At 59.9% G+C, this 17,163-nt stretch carries 18 protein-coding genes; 9 read left to right on the top strand and 9 right to left on the bottom strand.

Going from position 1 to position 17,163, the window contains the following annotated elements; genetic code table 11:
* Window positions 1-104: 104 nt before the first annotated feature.
* Both E0486_RS03515 and acs read right to left on the bottom strand, forming a co-directional pair.
* Window positions 105-563, bottom strand: coding sequence for an SAM-dependent methyltransferase (locus E0486_RS03515; RefSeq protein WP_131850755.1), 459 nt, complete (start codon window positions 561-563; stop codon window positions 105-107).
* Between the two features lie 35 nt (window positions 564-598).
* Window positions 599-2,524: an acetate--CoA ligase gene (gene acs, locus E0486_RS03510; protein WP_131850754.1), complete on the bottom strand. Its 1,926-nt coding sequence runs from the start codon at window positions 2,522-2,524 to the stop codon at window positions 599-601.
* A gap of 63 nt (window positions 2,525-2,587) precedes the next feature.
* Between acs and E0486_RS03505 the strand changes: the two genes are divergently transcribed.
* Window positions 2,588-4,135 (top strand): MFS transporter, encoded by a 1,548-nt coding sequence (locus E0486_RS03505; RefSeq protein WP_243697366.1) that lies wholly within the window; start codon window positions 2,588-2,590, stop codon window positions 4,133-4,135.
* A 100-nt stretch (window positions 4,136-4,235) separates the two neighbouring features.
* Complete coding sequence (locus tag E0486_RS03500) at window positions 4,236-4,496, top strand: DUF6814 family protein (protein WP_131850753.1); 261 nt, start codon at window positions 4,236-4,238, stop codon at window positions 4,494-4,496.
* A gap of 3 nt (window positions 4,497-4,499) precedes the next feature.
* Here the strand turns inward: E0486_RS03500 and E0486_RS03495 are convergent, their stop codons facing one another.
* Window positions 4,500-5,483 carry an ABC transporter ATP-binding protein gene (locus E0486_RS03495; protein ID WP_165917175.1) on the bottom strand — a complete coding sequence of 328 codons (984 nt, stop codon included), beginning with the start codon at window positions 5,481-5,483 and terminating at the stop codon, window positions 4,500-4,502.
* 114 nt (window positions 5,484-5,597) lie between these two features.
* Between E0486_RS03495 and E0486_RS18730 the strand changes: the two genes are divergently transcribed.
* From E0486_RS18730 to E0486_RS03480, 4 genes are all read left to right on the top strand, one after another.
* Entirely contained in the window at window positions 5,598-5,879 is a 282-nt protein-coding gene (locus E0486_RS18730; RefSeq protein ID WP_165917174.1) for a hypothetical protein, read from the top strand.
* A gap of 34 nt (window positions 5,880-5,913) precedes the next feature.
* Window positions 5,914-6,450 (top strand): hypothetical protein, encoded by a 537-nt coding sequence (locus E0486_RS03490; RefSeq protein ID WP_131850751.1) that lies wholly within the window; start codon window positions 5,914-5,916, stop codon window positions 6,448-6,450.
* An 84-nt stretch (window positions 6,451-6,534) separates the two neighbouring features.
* Window positions 6,535-7,332: a helix-turn-helix domain-containing protein gene (locus E0486_RS03485; protein WP_131850750.1), complete on the top strand. Its 798-nt coding sequence runs from the start codon at window positions 6,535-6,537 to the stop codon at window positions 7,330-7,332.
* Between the two features lie 67 nt (window positions 7,333-7,399).
* Entirely contained in the window at window positions 7,400-8,068 is a 669-nt protein-coding gene (locus E0486_RS03480; RefSeq protein ID WP_131850749.1) for a cupin domain-containing protein, read from the top strand.
* Window positions 8,069-8,119: 51 nt separating this feature from the next.
* On the opposite strand, the gene E0486_RS03475 is transcribed toward E0486_RS03480, so the two are convergent.
* From E0486_RS03475 to accD, 4 genes are all read right to left on the bottom strand, one after another.
* Complete coding sequence (locus tag E0486_RS03475) at window positions 8,120-9,058, bottom strand: hypothetical protein (protein WP_131850748.1); 939 nt, start codon at window positions 9,056-9,058, stop codon at window positions 8,120-8,122.
* A 29-nt stretch (window positions 9,059-9,087) separates the two neighbouring features.
* Entirely contained in the window at window positions 9,088-9,522 is a 435-nt protein-coding gene (gene smpB / locus E0486_RS03470) for an SsrA-binding protein SmpB (RefSeq protein WP_131850747.1), read from the bottom strand.
* Window positions 9,512-10,990 (bottom strand): hypothetical protein, encoded by a 1,479-nt coding sequence (locus E0486_RS03465; protein ID WP_131850746.1) that lies wholly within the window; start codon window positions 10,988-10,990, stop codon window positions 9,512-9,514. Before E0486_RS03465 ends, smpB begins: the two co-directional genes overlap by 11 nt.
* A gap of 80 nt (window positions 10,991-11,070) precedes the next feature.
* Window positions 11,071-11,985, bottom strand: coding sequence for an acetyl-CoA carboxylase, carboxyltransferase subunit beta (gene accD / locus E0486_RS03460; RefSeq protein WP_131850745.1), 915 nt, complete (start codon window positions 11,983-11,985; stop codon window positions 11,071-11,073).
* A gap of 229 nt (window positions 11,986-12,214) precedes the next feature.
* Between accD and E0486_RS03455 the strand changes: the two genes are divergently transcribed.
* The 3 genes from E0486_RS03455 to E0486_RS03445 all read left to right on the top strand — a co-directional run bounded on the left by E0486_RS03455 (window position 12,215) and on the right by E0486_RS03445 (window position 15,364).
* Window positions 12,215-13,207: an acetyl-CoA carboxylase carboxyltransferase subunit alpha gene (locus E0486_RS03455; RefSeq protein ID WP_131850744.1), complete on the top strand. Its 993-nt coding sequence runs from the start codon at window positions 12,215-12,217 to the stop codon at window positions 13,205-13,207.
* Window positions 13,208-13,311: 104 nt separating this feature from the next.
* Entirely contained in the window at window positions 13,312-14,217 is a 906-nt protein-coding gene (gene dapA, locus E0486_RS03450) for a 4-hydroxy-tetrahydrodipicolinate synthase (RefSeq protein ID WP_131850743.1), read from the top strand.
* Complete coding sequence (locus tag E0486_RS03445; RefSeq protein WP_165917173.1) at window positions 14,210-15,364, top strand: alpha/beta hydrolase; 1,155 nt, start codon at window positions 14,210-14,212, stop codon at window positions 15,362-15,364. The genes dapA and E0486_RS03445 overlap by 8 nt, the downstream gene beginning before the upstream one ends.
* 80 nt (window positions 15,365-15,444) lie before the next feature.
* Here E0486_RS03445 and E0486_RS03440 read toward each other — a convergent pair whose 3' ends face one another.
* Window positions 15,445-16,350, bottom strand: a complete 906-nt coding sequence (locus E0486_RS03440; RefSeq protein WP_131850741.1) for a ribonuclease Z — start codon at window positions 16,348-16,350, stop codon at window positions 15,445-15,447.
* Window positions 16,351-16,701: 351 nt separating this feature from the next.
* Complete coding sequence (locus tag E0486_RS03435) at window positions 16,702-17,085, bottom strand: STAS domain-containing protein (protein WP_131850740.1); 384 nt, start codon at window positions 17,083-17,085, stop codon at window positions 16,702-16,704.
* Window positions 17,086-17,163 lie beyond the last annotated feature (78 nt).

The following is a 17,163-nucleotide window of genomic DNA, read 5'->3' as shown; positions in this document are numbered from 1 at the left end:
TTCGCATCGCGAAGGGCTTTTGTTTTTGCGAGCGCAGCGCCCCGGGGGCTTCGGGATGCTGCGCTCGCACTGGCGGAGGGCACGCAAAGCGAACCCTCCGCCTTTCACTTCCAGTAATCCTCAAGGAGTTCATCCACCCATTCGGGCTGCTTAACGGCTCCCTGCGGCCCAAACTGGCGGAATACGGGCTTGATATCCAGAACGGGTGTACCATCGATGGCGTCGAGGCGACTGACCAGCAAGCTGCGTCCACGGCGCTCCCGTAGTTCTACGGTGGCCAGCCCGATACGGTTGGGCCGGTCCTTGTTGCGCTGGGCGAAGATGCCTGCAAGCGGCCAGTCCTTATTGCCACGCGGGTGACGGGTAAAAGGGAATTCAGTAGCGTTCACCTGGTTGAAACAATAAATGATCTCGAGGTGCGAAAAGCTGTCGATGCCGTCGAATGCTGCTTCGGGTATCCCTTCCGCAAGCTCGATCTCCGAAATGATTTCGCCCCAATAATCATCCTCCGGTCTTTCGCGCCGGTTGCGTACCCAGGCCACCGGCTTCATTTCTATGGTCATAAGCGTACATTTTCAACCTGCCCTCCGATATCCATTTACAGTCGTCCGTTTTTGATGTCTTCCACAACGGCGGGGTCCAGCAGCGTGGTCGTGTCGCCGAGGTTGGCCGTTTCGCCTTCGGCGATCTTCCGCAGGATGCGGCGCATGATCTTGCCGGAGCGCGTCTTTGGCAGGCCCGTCACGAACTGGATCTTGTCGGGTTTGGCAATGGGGCCGATGATGCGCGATACGGTTTGGATGATGTTGCGGCGGGTTTCTTCTTCGCTGCCGTGGAAGTGGGGACAGATCACATAAGCGTAGATGCCCTGCCCCTTGATGTCGTGCGGGTAGCCCACCACGGCGCTTTCCACCACGTCGCTGTGCATGTTGATGGCGTTCTCCACTTCGGCGGTGCCGATGCGGTGGCCGCTTACGTTAAGCACATCGTCTACACGGCCCGTAATGCGGTAGTTGCCCTGCTCGTCGCGCAGGGCGCCGTCGCCGGTGAAGTACAGGTTCTCGTAGGTGGCAAAGTAGGTGGTTCGGCAGCGCTCGTGGTCGCCCCAGGTGGTGCGCAGGATCCCGGGCCACGGCGCCCGGATGCACAGGTTGCCCGATGCGGGGTTGCCCGTCACTTCCTGCCCGTTCTCGTCTACCAGCAGCGGCTGCACGCCGGGCATGGGCAGGGTGGCCCAGCCGGGCTTCGCGGGGGTGACGCCTGCCAGGTTGGAGATGAGGGTGCCGCCGGTTTCGGTCTGCCACCAGGTGTCGATGATTGGGCAGCGCTTGCCGCCGATGTGCTCGTCGTACCAGTGCCAGGCTTCTTCGTTGATCGGCTCACCCACGGTGCCGAGCAATTCCAGCGAGCTGAGGTCTTTGCCCTCCAGCGGTTTGGTGCCGAAGCCCATAAGCGACCGGATGGCGGTCGGTGCGGTATAAAGAATATTGACCTTGTGTTTCTGCACGATCTCCCAAAAGCGGCCGGCGTCGGGCCAGGTGGGAATGCCTTCGAACATCAGTGAGGTGGCGCCGGCGCTGAGCGGGCCGTACACAATGTAGCTGTGCCCCGTGATCCAGCCGATGTCGGCCGTGCAAAAATGCACCTGCCCGGGCCGGTATTGAAATACATTGATGAAGGTGTAATTCGTCCACAGCATATAACCGGCCACCGTGTGCACCACGCCCTTAGGCTTACCCGTGGACCCGGAGGTGTAGAGAATGAACAGCGGGTCTTCGGCATCGAGCTCGGTAGCGGGGAAGTGCACGACGCCATCCTTTTCCACCTGGCCTTCGGCGAACTCCATTTCGTCTTCCCACCACACATCGCGGCCCTTGAGCATCGACACGGCGGTACGCGTGCGGGTATAGACCACTACTTTTTTAACGGTCTTGTTGCCAACAAGCGCGTCGTCGATCACGCTTTTGAGGGGGATCACTTTGTCGCCGCGGAAGGCGCCGTCGCAGGTGATGATGAATTCAGCCCCCGCATCGTCGAGGCGATCGGAAATGCTTTGGGCCGAAAAGCCCCCGAAGATGACCGAATGGATGGCGCCGATGCGCGCGCAGCCGAGCACCGCGTAGGCGAGTTCGGGGACCATGCCCATATAGATACACACGCGGTCGCCCTTTTTTACGCCGAGGTTGGTCAGCATCTGCGCCACCTGGCACACCCGCTTGTGCAGGCGGTTGTACGTCACCACGCGCACCCGCTCCTCGGGGTTGTTGGGCTCCCAGATAAAGGCGGCCTGTTCCCCTTTGTCTTTTAGGTGGCGATCGATACAATTCTCGGTGATGTTGAGGCGCCCGCCGGCAAACCATTCCACGCGCGGCTCCCGGAAGTTCCACTCCAGCACGCGGTCCCATTTGCGGCGCCACGTAAAATTTTCCGCAATGCCTCCCCAGAATCCTTCCGGGTCTTCGACGCTGCGGCGGTAGTCGTTGTGGTATTGTTCCAATGAGGTGATCTGGTAGGGATAAGCCATAAGGTCGATTGAGGCTCCAAGTTAATGAAATGGAGTGCTCGCTATTTTCCCTAATTTCCACACATGACCCCCAACAACGCTTCGGGCCGTACCCTCGTTACCGTGATCGCCGCCTCGTCGGTAGGCACGATGATCGAATGGTACGACTTTTACATCTTCGGCATGCTGGCCAAAACCATCGCCACGCAGTTCTTTCCCGAGGGCAACGAAACGGCGGCGCTGCTGAGCACGCTGGCCATCTTCGCCGCCGGCTTCCTCGTTCGTCCCTTCGGCGCCCTCGTCTTTGGCCGCCTCGGCGACCGCGTAGGACGCAAGCATACCTTCCTGCTCACGCTCGTGTTGATGGGCGGCGCCACCTTTCTCATCGGCCTGGTGCCCGGGTACAAGACCATAGGCCTCGCGGCGCCCTTGCTCGTGCTGTTGTTGCGCCTGTTGCAGGGACTTGCCCTCGGCGGGGAGTACGGTGGTGCGGCGACCTATGTGGCCGAACACGCGCCGCCGGGGCGGCGCGGGTACTTCACCAGCTGGATCCAGACGACGGCCACCCTCGGCCTCTTTTTAGCGCTGGGTGTGATCATGGCGGTGAAGAGCGGCAGCAGCGATGCGGCCTTCAATGCCGAATGGGGCGGCTGGCGCTATCCCTTCTGGCTCTCGGCGCTGCTCGTGGCGGTGTCCGTATTTATACGGATGCGGATGGCCGAATCGCCGCTGTTTGCCCAACTGAAAAGTGAAGGCACTACTTCGAAAAACCCGCTGAAGGAAAGCTTCGGCCATCGCGTTAACTTCAAGATGGTGCTGCTGGCGCTGTTCGGCGCCGTGATGGGGCAGGGGGTGATCTGGTACACCGGCCAGTTTTACGCACAGTCGTTCCTGGAAACCAACGTGCGGCTCGGCTTCCTCGAGAGCCGGAGCATCCTGCTGTGGGCCATCGCCTTCGCTACGCCCTTCTTCGTGGTTTTCGGCTGGCTCAGCGACCGTATCGGCCGCAAGTGGATCATGCTGACGGGGATGCTGCTGGGGGTGCTGTGCTACCGCGACCTGCCCGGCATCAAGCAGTGGGGCATCTACAATACGCTGGTGCGCGAGGCGGCCGTCAGCCCCGGGCGCATCGCCGCAGAAGGCATCGCCCGGCAAAGCGCCGCGGTTACGCACATAGAGGAGTTGAGCGGCGGTCGCGGTACCGTGCGCAGTACCATCGATACCCTCCGCCTGGGCAGTGGCTTGAGCTGCGTGCGCGTGCTTTCCGATACGGCTTTTCATCCGACCCCCATTTTGGCGCACTATGCCCGGGCAACCTATAAGGACAAGGTATTGCCGCCCGCTACGCACCGGCTGTTCATCTTCCTTGTATTTCTACAGGTGCTGTTTGTAACGATGGTGTACGGTCCCATCGCGGCTTTCCTGGTGGAATTGTTTCCCACGCGGATCCGCTACACGTCCATGTCGCTGCCCTACCATATCGGCAACGGGATCTTCGGCGGACTCGTGCCTTTTATCGGCCTGCTGCTCAGTGCGTCGTACCCGTCCGACCCGCTGGTAGGGCTCTGGTATCCCATCGGCGTTGCCGCCCTTTGCTTCCTGGTCGGCGCGTTGTACCTGCCCAGGAAATGAATAATGAGTAATGAGTAATGAGTAATGAATAATGAGTAATGAGTAAGGTTTGCGCCGAACAGGTTACCAGTTAACCAATAAACGAATTAACCAATCAACCATGAATACGGTCAAAAGATACTTCGGATTGCTTTGGCTGCTGCTGGCGCCGGCGTTGCTACTCCTGCTGCTGTCGGGCGCGGTGACGCATATCGATGTAACGGGAAGCAAGGATATCAACAAGCCGGTGCCCTGGATCATCATCATCGCGGTGTTTACGCCCATCGCCATCGGGCTGGCCATTTTCGGGTGGTATGCCTGGAAGGGGGATTATGACCGGCTGCCGGAAGAAGTGCCGCCAACCGGAGGAAGCGCGCGCTGACGCTTACACGTACCACACCTGCGCCGGGTCGACCTGCACGCTGACCTCCTGGCCCGGGGCGGCCGTGTCGCCGTGGATCCGCACCCGCACGGGGTCGCCGGCCACACGTACATCGGCCTCGTAGTGGCTCCCGTAGAAATACAGCGCCGACACAGTGCCCCGGGCGCCGACCTCGGCAGGCGGCGCCAGCCGCAGGCCTTCGGGACGCACACCGATGTCGTGGCGCCCCACGCGGAAGGCCATGCTGTCGGAAAAAGCCGCCACCTGAGCGGCGGTAAGCAGGTTGTACGGACCAAAAAGACCCGCCACATACTCCGAGCCCGGCTGGCGGTAGAGCGTTTCGGGCCGTCCCCGCTGCACCTCCTGCCCAGCGCGGAGCACCAGGATGCGGTCGGCCCAGGAAAGCGCGTCGAGCGGGTCGTGGGTCACGAGCAGGCAGGTGATGGCCAGCTCGGCGCCGATGTCGGCGATGACGGCTTGCATGATCGTTTTGTGGTGGCGGTCGAGGTTCGAAAAGGGCTCGTCGAGCAGCAGCACCGAAGGGCGTTGCACCAGCAGGCGGGCCGTGGCCACGCGTTGCCGCTCGCCGCCCGAAAGCTCGTGCTCCTTGCGGTGCAGCAGCGGGGCGATGCGGCACAGGTCGTAGATCCAGAGGGCCTCGCGGTAGGGGAGGGCATTGACGCGGTCGAGCAACTCTTCGACCCGGTAATGGTGCCGCAACTCGAAGTGCTGCGACAGGTAGGCGATCTTTTCATGCCCGGGAATGAGGCGCTCGGCCGGCCCCTTGACGCGCTTGCCTTCAAAGCGCACCTCGCCGCCGTCGGGCTGCTCCAGGCCCGCCATCATTTTCAGCAACGTACTCTTTCCCGACCCCGTAGATCCGGCTACCACCCACTTTTCGCCCGGCTCCAACGCCAGGCTGAGGGGCTGTAATTCAAAGTCTGCGCTCACCCGCTTGCGGAGCTCCAATGCCTCCAGGAATGCCATAGGGCTGCAAGGTAAGACTACCCACGTCGCTAACGGGCGTCGTCGGCAGGTTTGGGTCCTGTCGAACAACATTTGCAGGTTGATTATCAATTGTTTGGACCGATAATTTACCCTTTGCAGAACGCCGCAGACAGTCTGCTGAACGCCGCAGACATCCTGCAGAACGCCGCTTACATCCTGCAGAACGCCGCAGACAGTCTGCTGAACGGTGCAGACATCCTGCTGAACGCCGCAGACAGTCTGCCAAACGCCGCGTACATTCTGCCAAACGCCGCGTACATTCTGACAAATGCCGCGTACATTCTGCCAAACGCCGCTGACGGTCTGCTGAAGAGCGCGTACATTCCGCCAAACGGCACAAACAGTCTGCAGATCCCCGCTGACGTTTTGCTTTAGCGGGGCTGGCACGTCATTTTGAATAGATTTGGTTATGAAAAATGTCCTTTTCCTGCTCGCGCTGGCGCTCCCGTTTGCCGGCGGTGCCCAGGCCATAGACAGCATCCAGGTGCCCGCCCGCGTCGTGTATAAATATTCGGCGCCCGCACTGGTGGAGCAGGCCAAGGCGAAGCTGCGCCGCGAGTTGTCCGGTACGGCCGACTACAGCCTGGCCGAAGGCGTGCTCTTCATCGGCCCCGGCCTCTGGCAACGCTATGGCCGCATTGCGGCGCTTGCGGCCATTCCCGGCGGAAATATGACGATCCTCTTCGACGGCGAGAAGCTGAGCGGCAAGATGACGCAAGACAAGGATGGTTTTTTGAAAGTGTGGAACCAGGTACGCGCCGAGGTGAAAGACCAGCCCTACACCTTGCGCAAGGCCACGTACCAGGAGCTCGACTACTATTGGTCGGTGATCAACTTCGACATCGAGGAGCCGTTGCTCATTGCCGACGCGGGCGCACATCGCTACATCCTGCAACTCAGCAAAGACCTGCGTCTTTTGTGGCTCGACGAAGTCCCTGCCCGTTGATCGGGCACAATCCATGCGGGACTAAAAACAGTTGACGCTTTTTCCCGGCACGCAGGCCGGCGCTGTCGGCTACTTTCGAACCGCATGACCGAACCGCGCTTCCATATTCCGCAAACGGGGCCCCTGGCCGAATATATTTCTCTCATCTGGGAAGTGAACGCGCCTGCCGGTGTGCGGGAAACCATTCTTCCGCGCGGCATCGTGGAGATCATCTTCCAGTTTGATGAGCCATTGGAGGGGTACCTGCCGCACCGCGACGAAGCCGTGGTCATTCCGCGCTGCTTTATCCAGGGCCTCAACACCAATCCCATCCGCGGCTATTACCCCGGCCGGCAACACCTGATGGGCCTGCAGCTGCAGGCACACCGCGTGCGCGCGTTGCTTGGCTACTGGCCTTCCGAATTTCTCGATTGCGCCACCGACCTCACACTCGTACAGCCACGCTTCCGGGCCCTTTGGGAGCGGCTTGCCGAAGCCCCTCATTTCGAAGCACGCCTCGCCATCCTGCAGACCGACCTGCCCGTGTTGCCGGCATCGGACAGTCCGCGCACGGCCGAACTGGCGCGGCTGCTTACCGAAGGCGACGTGTCGTCGTTCCAGAGCGTGGATGCGCTGTCGCGCGAAGTATGCTATTCCACCAGGCAACTGGGGCGGCTGAGCAAGCAACTGTTCGGGCTTCCGGCCGAGACGCTCACCGGCTACAAGAAATTCGTGGAGTCGGTGCGGGCACTCCACCGGCCGCACCGGTCGCTTGCCGGCGTGGCCTACGAAGCCGGCTTTTGCGACCAGGCGCATTGGTGCCGGGTCTTCAAATCCTATTCGGGAATGACGCCACTGGAGTACAGCCGGCGTCGCAGCGCGCTGCCCTTCCATCTCTTTTAAGCAACATGTCCGATACGTACAATTTTCAGCCGGCCCGGCGCGGGAGCTTTGCTGGAAATTCGAAACCATGATCATCCTTTATTGCCTCGGCAGCTACCTCATTCTCGGCTATCTGGGTCACTATGTATTGTTCCCGGAAAAGCGCCCGGACATCTCCCGTTATTTCAAACCCGGGCAGGTCTTTCGCAGCGAAGCGGAGGGCGCCATCCAAACGGTACATCACCAGGAGAACGGGATCGTTTACTGCGCTGCCCAAATCGAACCCTATGCACCCGGCCCGCCGAAGCACGTGCATCCTGACTTCGAAGAGACCTTCGCCGTTGCCAACGGTGAGCTGAGTCTGTGGATCGACGGGCAGGTGAAAAAAATCCGGCCCGGGCAGGAAGTACTGATTCCGCGCGGTGTGCCCCACAAGCCATTCAACGAAACCGGTGAGCGCATCGAAGTAAAAGGCCTTGTTGCCTTCCCGGAAAAATTTGCGTTCAACCTGTGCCAGATCTACGGCATCATCGACCGCGATCCCGCGCTGGCTCATTCACCGCGGATGGCCCTGCAGATGGCGCTGCTGCAGGCTGGTGGCTTCAACGCCACCATCGTGGAAGGACCGCCGGCATTGATACAGAAGCTCACTGGCTTCCTGCTGCTACCTCTGGCGCGTATGCTGGGATACAAGAGTTATTACCCCGAACTCGATCCGAAGCCGGCGGTCCGGGAGGGGGCGATGGCCGGTGTGTAAACCGGTTCGTTTTCATAGAATAAAAAAAGGCCCTTGGGGCCTTTTGCACGATCAGGGATTGGGTTTCGGCTTCTTTCGCCGGATCCGCACCATGGCGTTCTTTTCGAGGTTGCTCGACAGGCGCACTTCGTGGCGCTGCCTGCCGTCCCAAACCGTCATTAGCGCGGTGTTGGGCGGGTAGCGACCGAGGTTGTTGGCAAACATGCTCACCTCGTTGTAGTCGCGCGTCGGGTCGAGACCGACGGTGAAATGAATGGCCCGCGTGCTGAGCAGGCGGTTGAAGGTGAGGAGTTGCTGGTTGTAAAAAACCGAGATCGAATCGCCGTCGATCTCGCCGTTGTCGTAAAAGTCCACGCTCACCGAATCGGCATCCACCTCGATGGTCTCCACCAGCTCGCTGCTGCGTTTCGTGAATTCGTTGCTGACCACGTAGTTGACCACGGGCCGCTGCTGCACATTTACGGCTACCAGGGTATCGTCGGCGCCGGGCGTCCAGTACTGGCGTTGCTCCTTGAATTGGGCGATGGCCTGCAGCACCGAATCGCGGTTGCCGGCGTCCTTGTTTTGCTTCAGATCGAAGTACAGCGGCGGGCAGGTGTTGCGGTAGCTGCCTTTGGCTGCGAACGAGCCTTTGATGTTGGCGCCCACGCGGCTTATCCGCACCTGGCCTACGAAGTCCATGGGGCAATCCACTTCGAGGTTCACCGGCGAGTTGTAATAGGTAACCGGGAGGTTGAACAGCGTCACGGTGCGGCTCAGCGAGTTGTAGTTGCCATTGAGCTTGAAGGAGCGGAAGGCATTCTTGAAATAGTAGTTGACGATGGCCTTCACCGTAGTGCCTTTTTGCTCGAGCAGGAGCTCGAACATATAGTTGTTGGAAGAGCCGCCGTTCGCTACGTTGCCGGAGCCGTACCAGTAACCATTGAGGTCCTGGGCGGTGGCGCTGCCGCAAAGGAGGAGAAAGAGGAGGGTGGTTCGCAGGTGCTTCATGGTGGGGGATAACGTTTTTAGCAGGGACCTTATTTCAGGTACCGCTTCATTTCGCGCTCGGTGTCGCGCTGTTTGATGGAATCACGCTTGTCGTGCAGCTTTTTACCGCGGGCGAGGCCGATTTCCACCTTCATGAGGTTTTTCTCGCTGGTAAAGATCCGCAGGGGCACGATGGTGTAGCCTTTTTCCTTCATCTTGGCCTCCAGCTTTTTGAGCTCGCGCTTTTGCAGCAGCAGTTTGCGGTCGCGCAGCGGGTCGTGGTTGTTGACCGTGCCGTGGCTGTATTCGGAGATGTGCAGGCTTTTCAGCCAGAGCTCGCCCTTATGAAACTGGCAGTACGCGTCGTTGAACGACGCGCGGCCCGCGCGCAGGGCCTTTACCTCGGTACCCAGCAAGGCGATCCCGGCGACATAACTGTCGTCGATGAAGTAGTCGTGCCAGGCCGATCGGTTTTTACTTTCCATTCTTTGGGGCTTTTTCAGGGAAACGGAAGACCGAGTAGCGGTCGCTGCTGAAAAAACCGCCAAGATAGAAGCTGCCGTCCATATAGAAAAATGAAAGTGCGCCGGCTTCCACCTGGTTGGCCGATAAAAAGAGCCGCAGGCGCTCCCAAACGCTGTAATCGGCGAGGTCCGGCAACGGCTCGAAGCGGCTGTTCACGGTACTGCCGAACTCGAAGTGGTTGGGCGTGCCGCCATAGTGCACCATCACCATATAGCCCGAGGTTCCGGGCGAGGCGTTGAGGGCATAGGAGCCGCCGGCGGTCACCAGCAGGTCGAGCAGGCGGGTGGCGGTGAGCACGGGCTTGTGCAGGGCGCCGAAGGCGAGGTAAAGGCGGCCGTCCTCGCCATAGCCGGTAAGCCCGAGGCCGTTGCTGCGCGCCCGGCGTAAGAATTCACTGAAGACGGCGCTGTCCAGGTCGGAGGGCGACCAGAAGGAACCGTGCTTTTCGATGGGTGCGCTGCTCCACTCGCCGAGATTGCCGCTGTGGATGCGCGTTTCCTTCAACAGGGCACCATCGCTTGCACGGTAAAAGCGCAGCTGCAGGGCGTCGCTGTCAACCTGTGCTGCTACCAGCAGGCTGTCGACCAGCACGGCGGGGGTAATGCGGCCCGGGCCACGGCCCGGCGCTGGCGCCAGCTGGCTCAGTTCATAGCCGTCGGGGTGTAGGGCCAGGCGCCAGTTGCTCCGGTCGTCGGCCGTGACCAGCAGCTGGAGTCCGTCGCCGCGGTGGTATACTTTGCAGCGCTCGAAGGCGTTCAGCACGTCGTAGCGGGCACCGCTTTCGTAAAAGTGGTCGTTCGACTCGCGGAACCAGTCCACGGCCTCCTCGCCGCGGCCCATCCGCTTCATGTCTTCGTTGGAAATACTCCATTCGTGGCACTCCACGCGTCGTCCCGGCTTTTTACAGTAAAAGAAAAAGCGGTTTTCGCGGTGCGCGCAGGTAACGAGGCAGAGCCCGTCGGCGCTTCGCCAGGCCGCCACCTTCACCTCCTCGCGCCGCTTGCGGATCGTGTCGGTCACCGCCACGGCGCCGGTGGCGAGGTCGGTTTCCACGAAATAGAGGTGGTAGCTTTGCGGGTCACGCAGCACTTCCTGCAGTCGGCGTTCGCCATAGCTTCCGCCCCAGTAGATCGAATTGCGATAGAGTCGGAGCAGCCGCCGCGACAAGTCGCTGTTGACACGGTAATCGGGCACCTGCGTGGCATCGCTCTGGTGGAGCAGGTACACCGGTTCCTTGCCGGGCTCCTGCCAGATGCGGTTGACCGCTTCGCGCTCCACGAAGGTGAGGATGAAGCCCTGCCGGCCTGCGGGCAGGATCTCGGCTTTCAGCACCTGCCGCACCGACATAGGGTATTGGGCGGCACGGCGCTGGGCAGTGGCGGGCAGGAAATACAAAAGACAGAGGAGGAGGCGCAGGCAGCTGGACATAAGCGGTGCGATCTCCGTAAGATAGGGATTAAATGAAAAAAGCGGCCGGTGGCCGCTCTTCTTCGTATCGTACGTTCCGGTCAGTTGGCAAACAGGTTCACCACTTTGGCCAGCTTCCCTTTTAGTTCTTTGCGGTCGACGATGAAGTCGAGGAAGCCGTGCTCGAGGATGAACTCGGAGCGCTGGAAGCCTTCCGGGAGGTCTTTCTTGATGGTTTCCTTGATCACACGCGGGCCGGCGAAACCGATGAGGGCGCCGGGCTCGGCGATGTTGAGGTCGCCCAGCATCCCGAAGGAGGCCGAGATACCGCCGAAGGTGGGATCGGTGAGCAGCGAGATGTAGGGGAGACCGGCATCGGACAGCTGCGAGAGCTTGCCGGAGGTCTTGGCCAGCTGCATCAGCGAGAAGGCGCTTTCCATCATCCGGGCGCCGCCGCTCTTGCTGATCACCATATAAGGGAGTTTGTGCGCAATACAATAGTCAACGGCGCGGGAGAATTTCTCCCCCATCACCGAGCCCAGCGAGCCGCCGATGAACTCGAAGTCCATACAGGCCACCACGATACCCTGGCCGTCCACCTTGCCGGTGGCTACGCGCATCGAGTCTTTCAGGTCGGTCTTGGCCCAGATCTCGTCGAGGCGCTTGCCGTAGGGTTTGAGGTCGGTGAAGCCGAGGGCATCCTTGGAGCGGATGTTTTCGAACAGCTCGGTGAATTCGCCGTTATCGAACAGCAGGTCGTAGTATTCACGACTGCTGATGCGGTGGTGGTAGTTGCACTTGGGGCAAACGAACAGCTGCTCGCGGAGGTCGTTGACGGTGCAGATATAGTTGCACTCCGGGCATTTGGCCCACAGGCCCTCGGGCGTTTCTTTTTTCTCCGAAGAAGGCGTCGTGATGCCTTTTTTCAGGCGTTTGAACCAGCTGTTCTTCGTTTCTTCAGTCGGTCCTTCCTCACCTGCCAGGTTCGCATCAAAGTCTTCAATTGGTTTGGACATCAGCCAATCAGTTTGGGGCAAATATAGACGTCAATCGTGAATCGTCAATTCTGAATAGCTGGCGGCCATCGTCAGCCGTGAGCCGTCAACCGGGAGCGCCAATCCCTCGAAAAGAATCCGGGAGCCACAGGCCTCCTTTCGTTTTGCCATGCCGGTGGAGTCCACGGCTCACGCTTCGCGCCTCACGTTTCCGGGCCATTCCCTATTTTTACCGCCACATATTCCGACTATGCCCCAGAATGCGAACCGCCAGTTTCTCGATTTCGAAAAGCCGATCAAAGACCTGATCGACGAGATCGAGCGCCTCCGACATGCCGGTGAACAGAAGAAGATCGACTATACCGACCAGATCGAAAAGCTTGAAGCCCAGATCCTGGAGCGCCGTACGGCCATCACACAAAGCCTTACTTCCTGGCAAAAGGTGCAGCTGAGCCGCCACCCCGATCGCCCCTATACGCTCAAATACATCGAGAAGATGACCACCAACTTCGTGGAGCTGTACGGAGACCGCAACGTCAAAGACGACAAGGCGATGGTGGGCGGTTTTGCCCAGCTCAACGGGCAGACCGTTATGATGATCGGCCAGCAAAAAGGCATCAATACGAAGACGCGCCAGCTGCGCAACTTCGGTATGGCCAACCCGGAAGGCTACCGCAAGGCGCTCCGTCTGATGCGCCTCGCCGAAAAATTCAACAAGCCCGTGGTGACGCTCATCGACACCCCCGGCGCCTATCCCGGCCTGGAAGCCGAGGAGCGCGGGCAGGGCGAGGCCATTGCCCGCAACATCTACGAAATGATCCGCCTCAAGGTGCCCGTTATCGTATGCATCATCGGCGAAGGCGCCTCGGGCGGAGCCCTGGGCATCGGCGTCGGCGACCGCATCCTGATGATGGAAAATGCCTGGTATACCGTGATCTCGCCCGAAAACTGCTCCACCATCCTGTGGCGCAGCTGGGCCCAGAAAGAGATCGCCGCCGAGCAGCTGAAGCTCACCGCAGATTATATGAAGTCCTTCGGCCTCGTGGACACGATCGTGCAGGAGCCCGCTGGCGGCGCCCATTGGGACTATGACGGCGCTGCGCAATTCCTTAAAACAGCCATTCTTAAAGCCATCGAAGAGGTGAAGTCGGTGCCGGCCAACGACCGTGTGGAAAGCCGCATCGAAAAATTCGGCAAGATGGGCTTCTGGGAAGAGCTGCCGGCGGCCGAGCCTGTATCCTGAGCGCGCTGATTATTTTACCGTCAAAGCCAGGAATCTGCTGGGAACGGGCATTCCGGAACTCATTTTGAGCCCTGTAATTAACCCTTCATTTTAAAACACCCTCCATGCTGAGAGATTTGTTACGGGGCACCGGTGTAGCGCTGGTCACTCCCTTCGATAAGAGCGGCGCCGTAGACTTCAAGGCGCTGGAGCAACTGATCGATTTCGTGATCGAAGGCGGCGTCAGCTACGTGGTGTCGCTCGGTACCACCGGCGAGACGCCCGTGCTGAGCCGCGAAGAAAAGCTCGAGGTGCTGCAGTGCACCTTCACGGCCGTATCGGCCCGCGTGCCCGTGGTGATCGGCGCCGGGGGCAACAACACCGCGGCCGTAATCAAAGAGATCGAAGCCTTCCCGGTCGAGAAGGCGGCGGCCATCCTCTCGGCCTCTCCTTATTACAACAAACCCTCGCAGGAGGGCATCTTCCAGCATTATAAAGCGATCGCCGCCTCCACGGCGCGTCCCATTATCCTGTACAACGTGCCGGGGCGCACCGGTTCCAACATCGCGGCCGCCACAACGGTGCGGCTTGCCAACGAGGTGGACGGTATTCACGGCATCAAGGAAGCCAGCGGCAACCTCGCACAGTGCATGCAGATCCTGCGCGACGTTTCGCCCGACTTCCTCGTGGTGAGCGGCGACGACAACCTGGCGATGGCACAGGTGGCCTGCGGCATGGGCGGCGTCATCTCCGTAGCCGCCAACTGCTTCCCCAAAGATTTTACCCGCATGATCGCTTTTGCCCTCGAAAACAACTTCGCCGAGGCGCGCTCGATCAACAACAAACTGCTGGAAGGCTACGACCTGCTGTTTGCCGAAAACAATCCGGCCGGCGTAAAGGCATTCCTGGCCGAGCTCGGCGTTATCCAAAACTACCTGCGCCTGCCGCTGGTGCCCCTCAGCGAGGGCGTTCACGCACAGGTACGCAACTACCTCAAAAAGATTCATGGCGCACCGGGCATTCATGCGTAAGCTGTTCCTACTCCTCGCGCTGGCCGGCACCTTGCCGGCCGCCGCGCAATATACCGTCGTGCTGCAGCTCGGGAAGCTGCCGGGCAATACGACGGCCGATTCGGTGTACCTCGCCGGAAACATCAACGACTGGAAGCCGGGCGACAGCGCCCGGCGTTTTACAAGCGATGGGGCCGGGCCGGGAAAACTGGTGCTGCACGGTCCCGCCGGCATGCTCACGTTCAAGCTTACCCGCGGCAGCTGGGATAAGGTGGAAACGACGGCCTCCGGAGGCGACGTCCTCAACCGCATCCTGAAGGTGCACGGCGATACTACGATCGTGGTGGACGTAGCCGGGTGGAAAGACCGCTACGTGGCCAAACCCAAAGTACGCACTGCCCTGCCTACCGTGCGGGTGCTTCGCGACAGCTTCTGGATGCCGCAGCTCGCGCGCAGCCGGCGGGTGTGGGTATGCCTGCCCAAAGACTACGAGGCCGGCAACAAGCGCTACCCGGTGCTGTACCTGCAAGACGCGCAAAACCTCTTCGATGACAGCATTACCGCCTACGGCGAGTGGGGTATCGACGAAGCGATGGATACACTGGAAAAGGAAGTGGGCGGGATCATTATCGTGGCGGTAGAGCACGGTGGCAACAAGCGAATCAACGAATATTCCCCTTACGATATGGAGCGTTTCGGCAAGGGCGAAGGAGCGGCCTACACCGACTTCCTGGTGCATACGCTGAAGCCATTTGTGGACAGCGCCCTACGCACCCGCCGAGACCGCGCCAATACCTGGATCGCCGGTTCGTCGATGGGCGGACTGATCTCCCTGTATGCGCACCTGCGCTACCCGCAGGTGTTTGGCGGCAGCGGTGTTTTTTCGCCCGCCTTCTGGGTGGCGCCCGACATCCGCAAAGACGTGCTGCGGCAGGGAAGCTACGTAACGGGCAAAGTGTTCTTTTACGCCGGTGAGGCGGAAAGCGATTCGATGGTGATCGACATGATGAAGATCTACGGGCTCCTCCACCAATTGTCGCACGCAAAAATGCAGACGGTCATCCGCGCCGAAGCGCGCCATACCGAAGCGGCCTGGCGCCGGGAGTTTCCCGGGTTTATCCGTTTCGTAACGAAAAGGGAACCAAAGAAGAACGGGCCGAAGTTTTAATAACGGCTGGCGTCAACCCCCTACGAAAAGCCCGGATCGCTGAACGATCCGGGCTTTTCGTAGGGCCATTGGACAACCGGTCAATGGACTTCGTAGGTATTTCCTTCCTGCGCCACTTCGGTATTGGGAAACACTTCCCGGGCCTCTTCCTCGAACTGGTCCAGCACAGCGTACTTGGAGCTGAAGTGCCCGATGAGCATCTTCTTGACGCGGGCCTTCCGGGCAAGTTCGCCGGCTTGCTTCGTGGTGGAGTGGAAGCGCAGGTCGGCCTTGTCGCGCATGTTGTCGAGGTAGGTGGTTTCGTGGTAGATCAGGTCGCAACCGTAGATGTACGGGATGATCCCTTCGTCGTACCGGGTGTCGGCGCAAAAAGCATAACGCTTGCCCGGCTCCGGTGGCGCCGTCACGCGCTCGTTGCGGATCACTTCGCCGCGCGAGGTGATATAATCGAGACCGGCCTGCAGCGAGCTGTAAAACGAGATCGGGATCCGGTGCTTGCGCACCTGCTCGATGAGCAGTTTGCGCTTGCCTTCCTTTTCTTCGAAAAGGAAGCCGTAGGTCTCGATGCGGTGCGTAACGGGGAATGCGCTGATGCGGATCTTGGCATTGTCCACCAGCACACCCGGGCCCGTCAGCGTATGAAAATGCAGGGGATAGCAAAGCTGCGAGTCGGCCACCTTCAGCTGCAGCTCGATGATCTCCTGCAGCGGCGCCGGTGCAAAGACGTGCAGCTCCTGTTTGTGCGACAGCAGGTTGAACGAGTTGAGCAGGCCGATCAGCCCGAAGTAGTGGTCGCCGTGCAGGTGGGAGATGAAAATGTGCGTGATCTTTCCCCGCCGGATCTTGTAGCGCATCATCTGGATCTGTGTGCCCTCGCCGCAGTCGACCAGGAAGTTGGTTCCATCCTGCGTCACCACCTGGCTGGTAGGGTGGCGGTTAAAGGCAGGCACGGCAGAATTATTTCCCAGGATCGTCACCGATAACATCCCCGTAAAAATAGGTAAGAGCAGTCAATAAGTCGGAAGTCGGGAGTCGGAAGTGTGCCCTGTACACAACTCCGCATTCAGGCGAAGCACCGCGCGCTCCCGGAGACCGGTCACGGCGGGAGTACGGATGAGTTGGGCGGCGCCTATTAATTTCAGGCCATCCCGTTCAAGGCTGAGCAATTGGGGAAATTTCGGCGCACTATTCGGTTCGCAAAAGAAGGAGCCTCCGTGGGGCAGGCGGAGGCGCCCAATGCTGTTGCAGCTGCCGCCCATTACGGGTTCGGCAACGACGGGGTCGACGCGTCTTTCAGCGACCGCTGCCGCTATGGCTGCTGTGGTCACGAGACGCAATTATTCAGGTTCTTCATCGTCGAGGAGCTCGCGTTCGATCTCTTCCATCTGTACGATGTCCCAGGCCTCGCTTTCCGTCGGGGTCACGTTCATCAGTTCGAGCAGGTCCAGCCCGTCGAGCTGTGCTTCGAGCGAGGGTTCCATCCCGCAGATCACGAAGGAGGCGCCCGCCTCGTAAAATTCCTGCTGGGTTCGTACGAGGTTTTCCGCGGCCGCCTCATCGATGCCTTGTACGCCCTCCATGTTAAGCACGATGTTTTTAACCGGTTGCCGGAGGTACGTTGTCAGGTGGCGGCAAAGTTCTTCTGTCATAGTAACAGGTAATTGCCCGGGCAGACCACTTATGACAGTAAATCGCTCTTTGGTACTAGTTTTGACCTCCATAGGAAACTCGTGTATTTATTAACACTTTGGGCGTAAACCTAGCAAATATTTATTCGTTATTATTGTAACAACCATCTT

Origin of the sequence: Flaviaesturariibacter aridisoli (assembly GCF_004343705.1) — a bacterium.
Lineage (GTDB): Bacteria > Bacteroidota > Bacteroidia > Chitinophagales > Chitinophagaceae > Flavisolibacter > Flavisolibacter aridisoli.
This window is presented reverse-complemented; position numbering and strand designations above follow the sequence as displayed.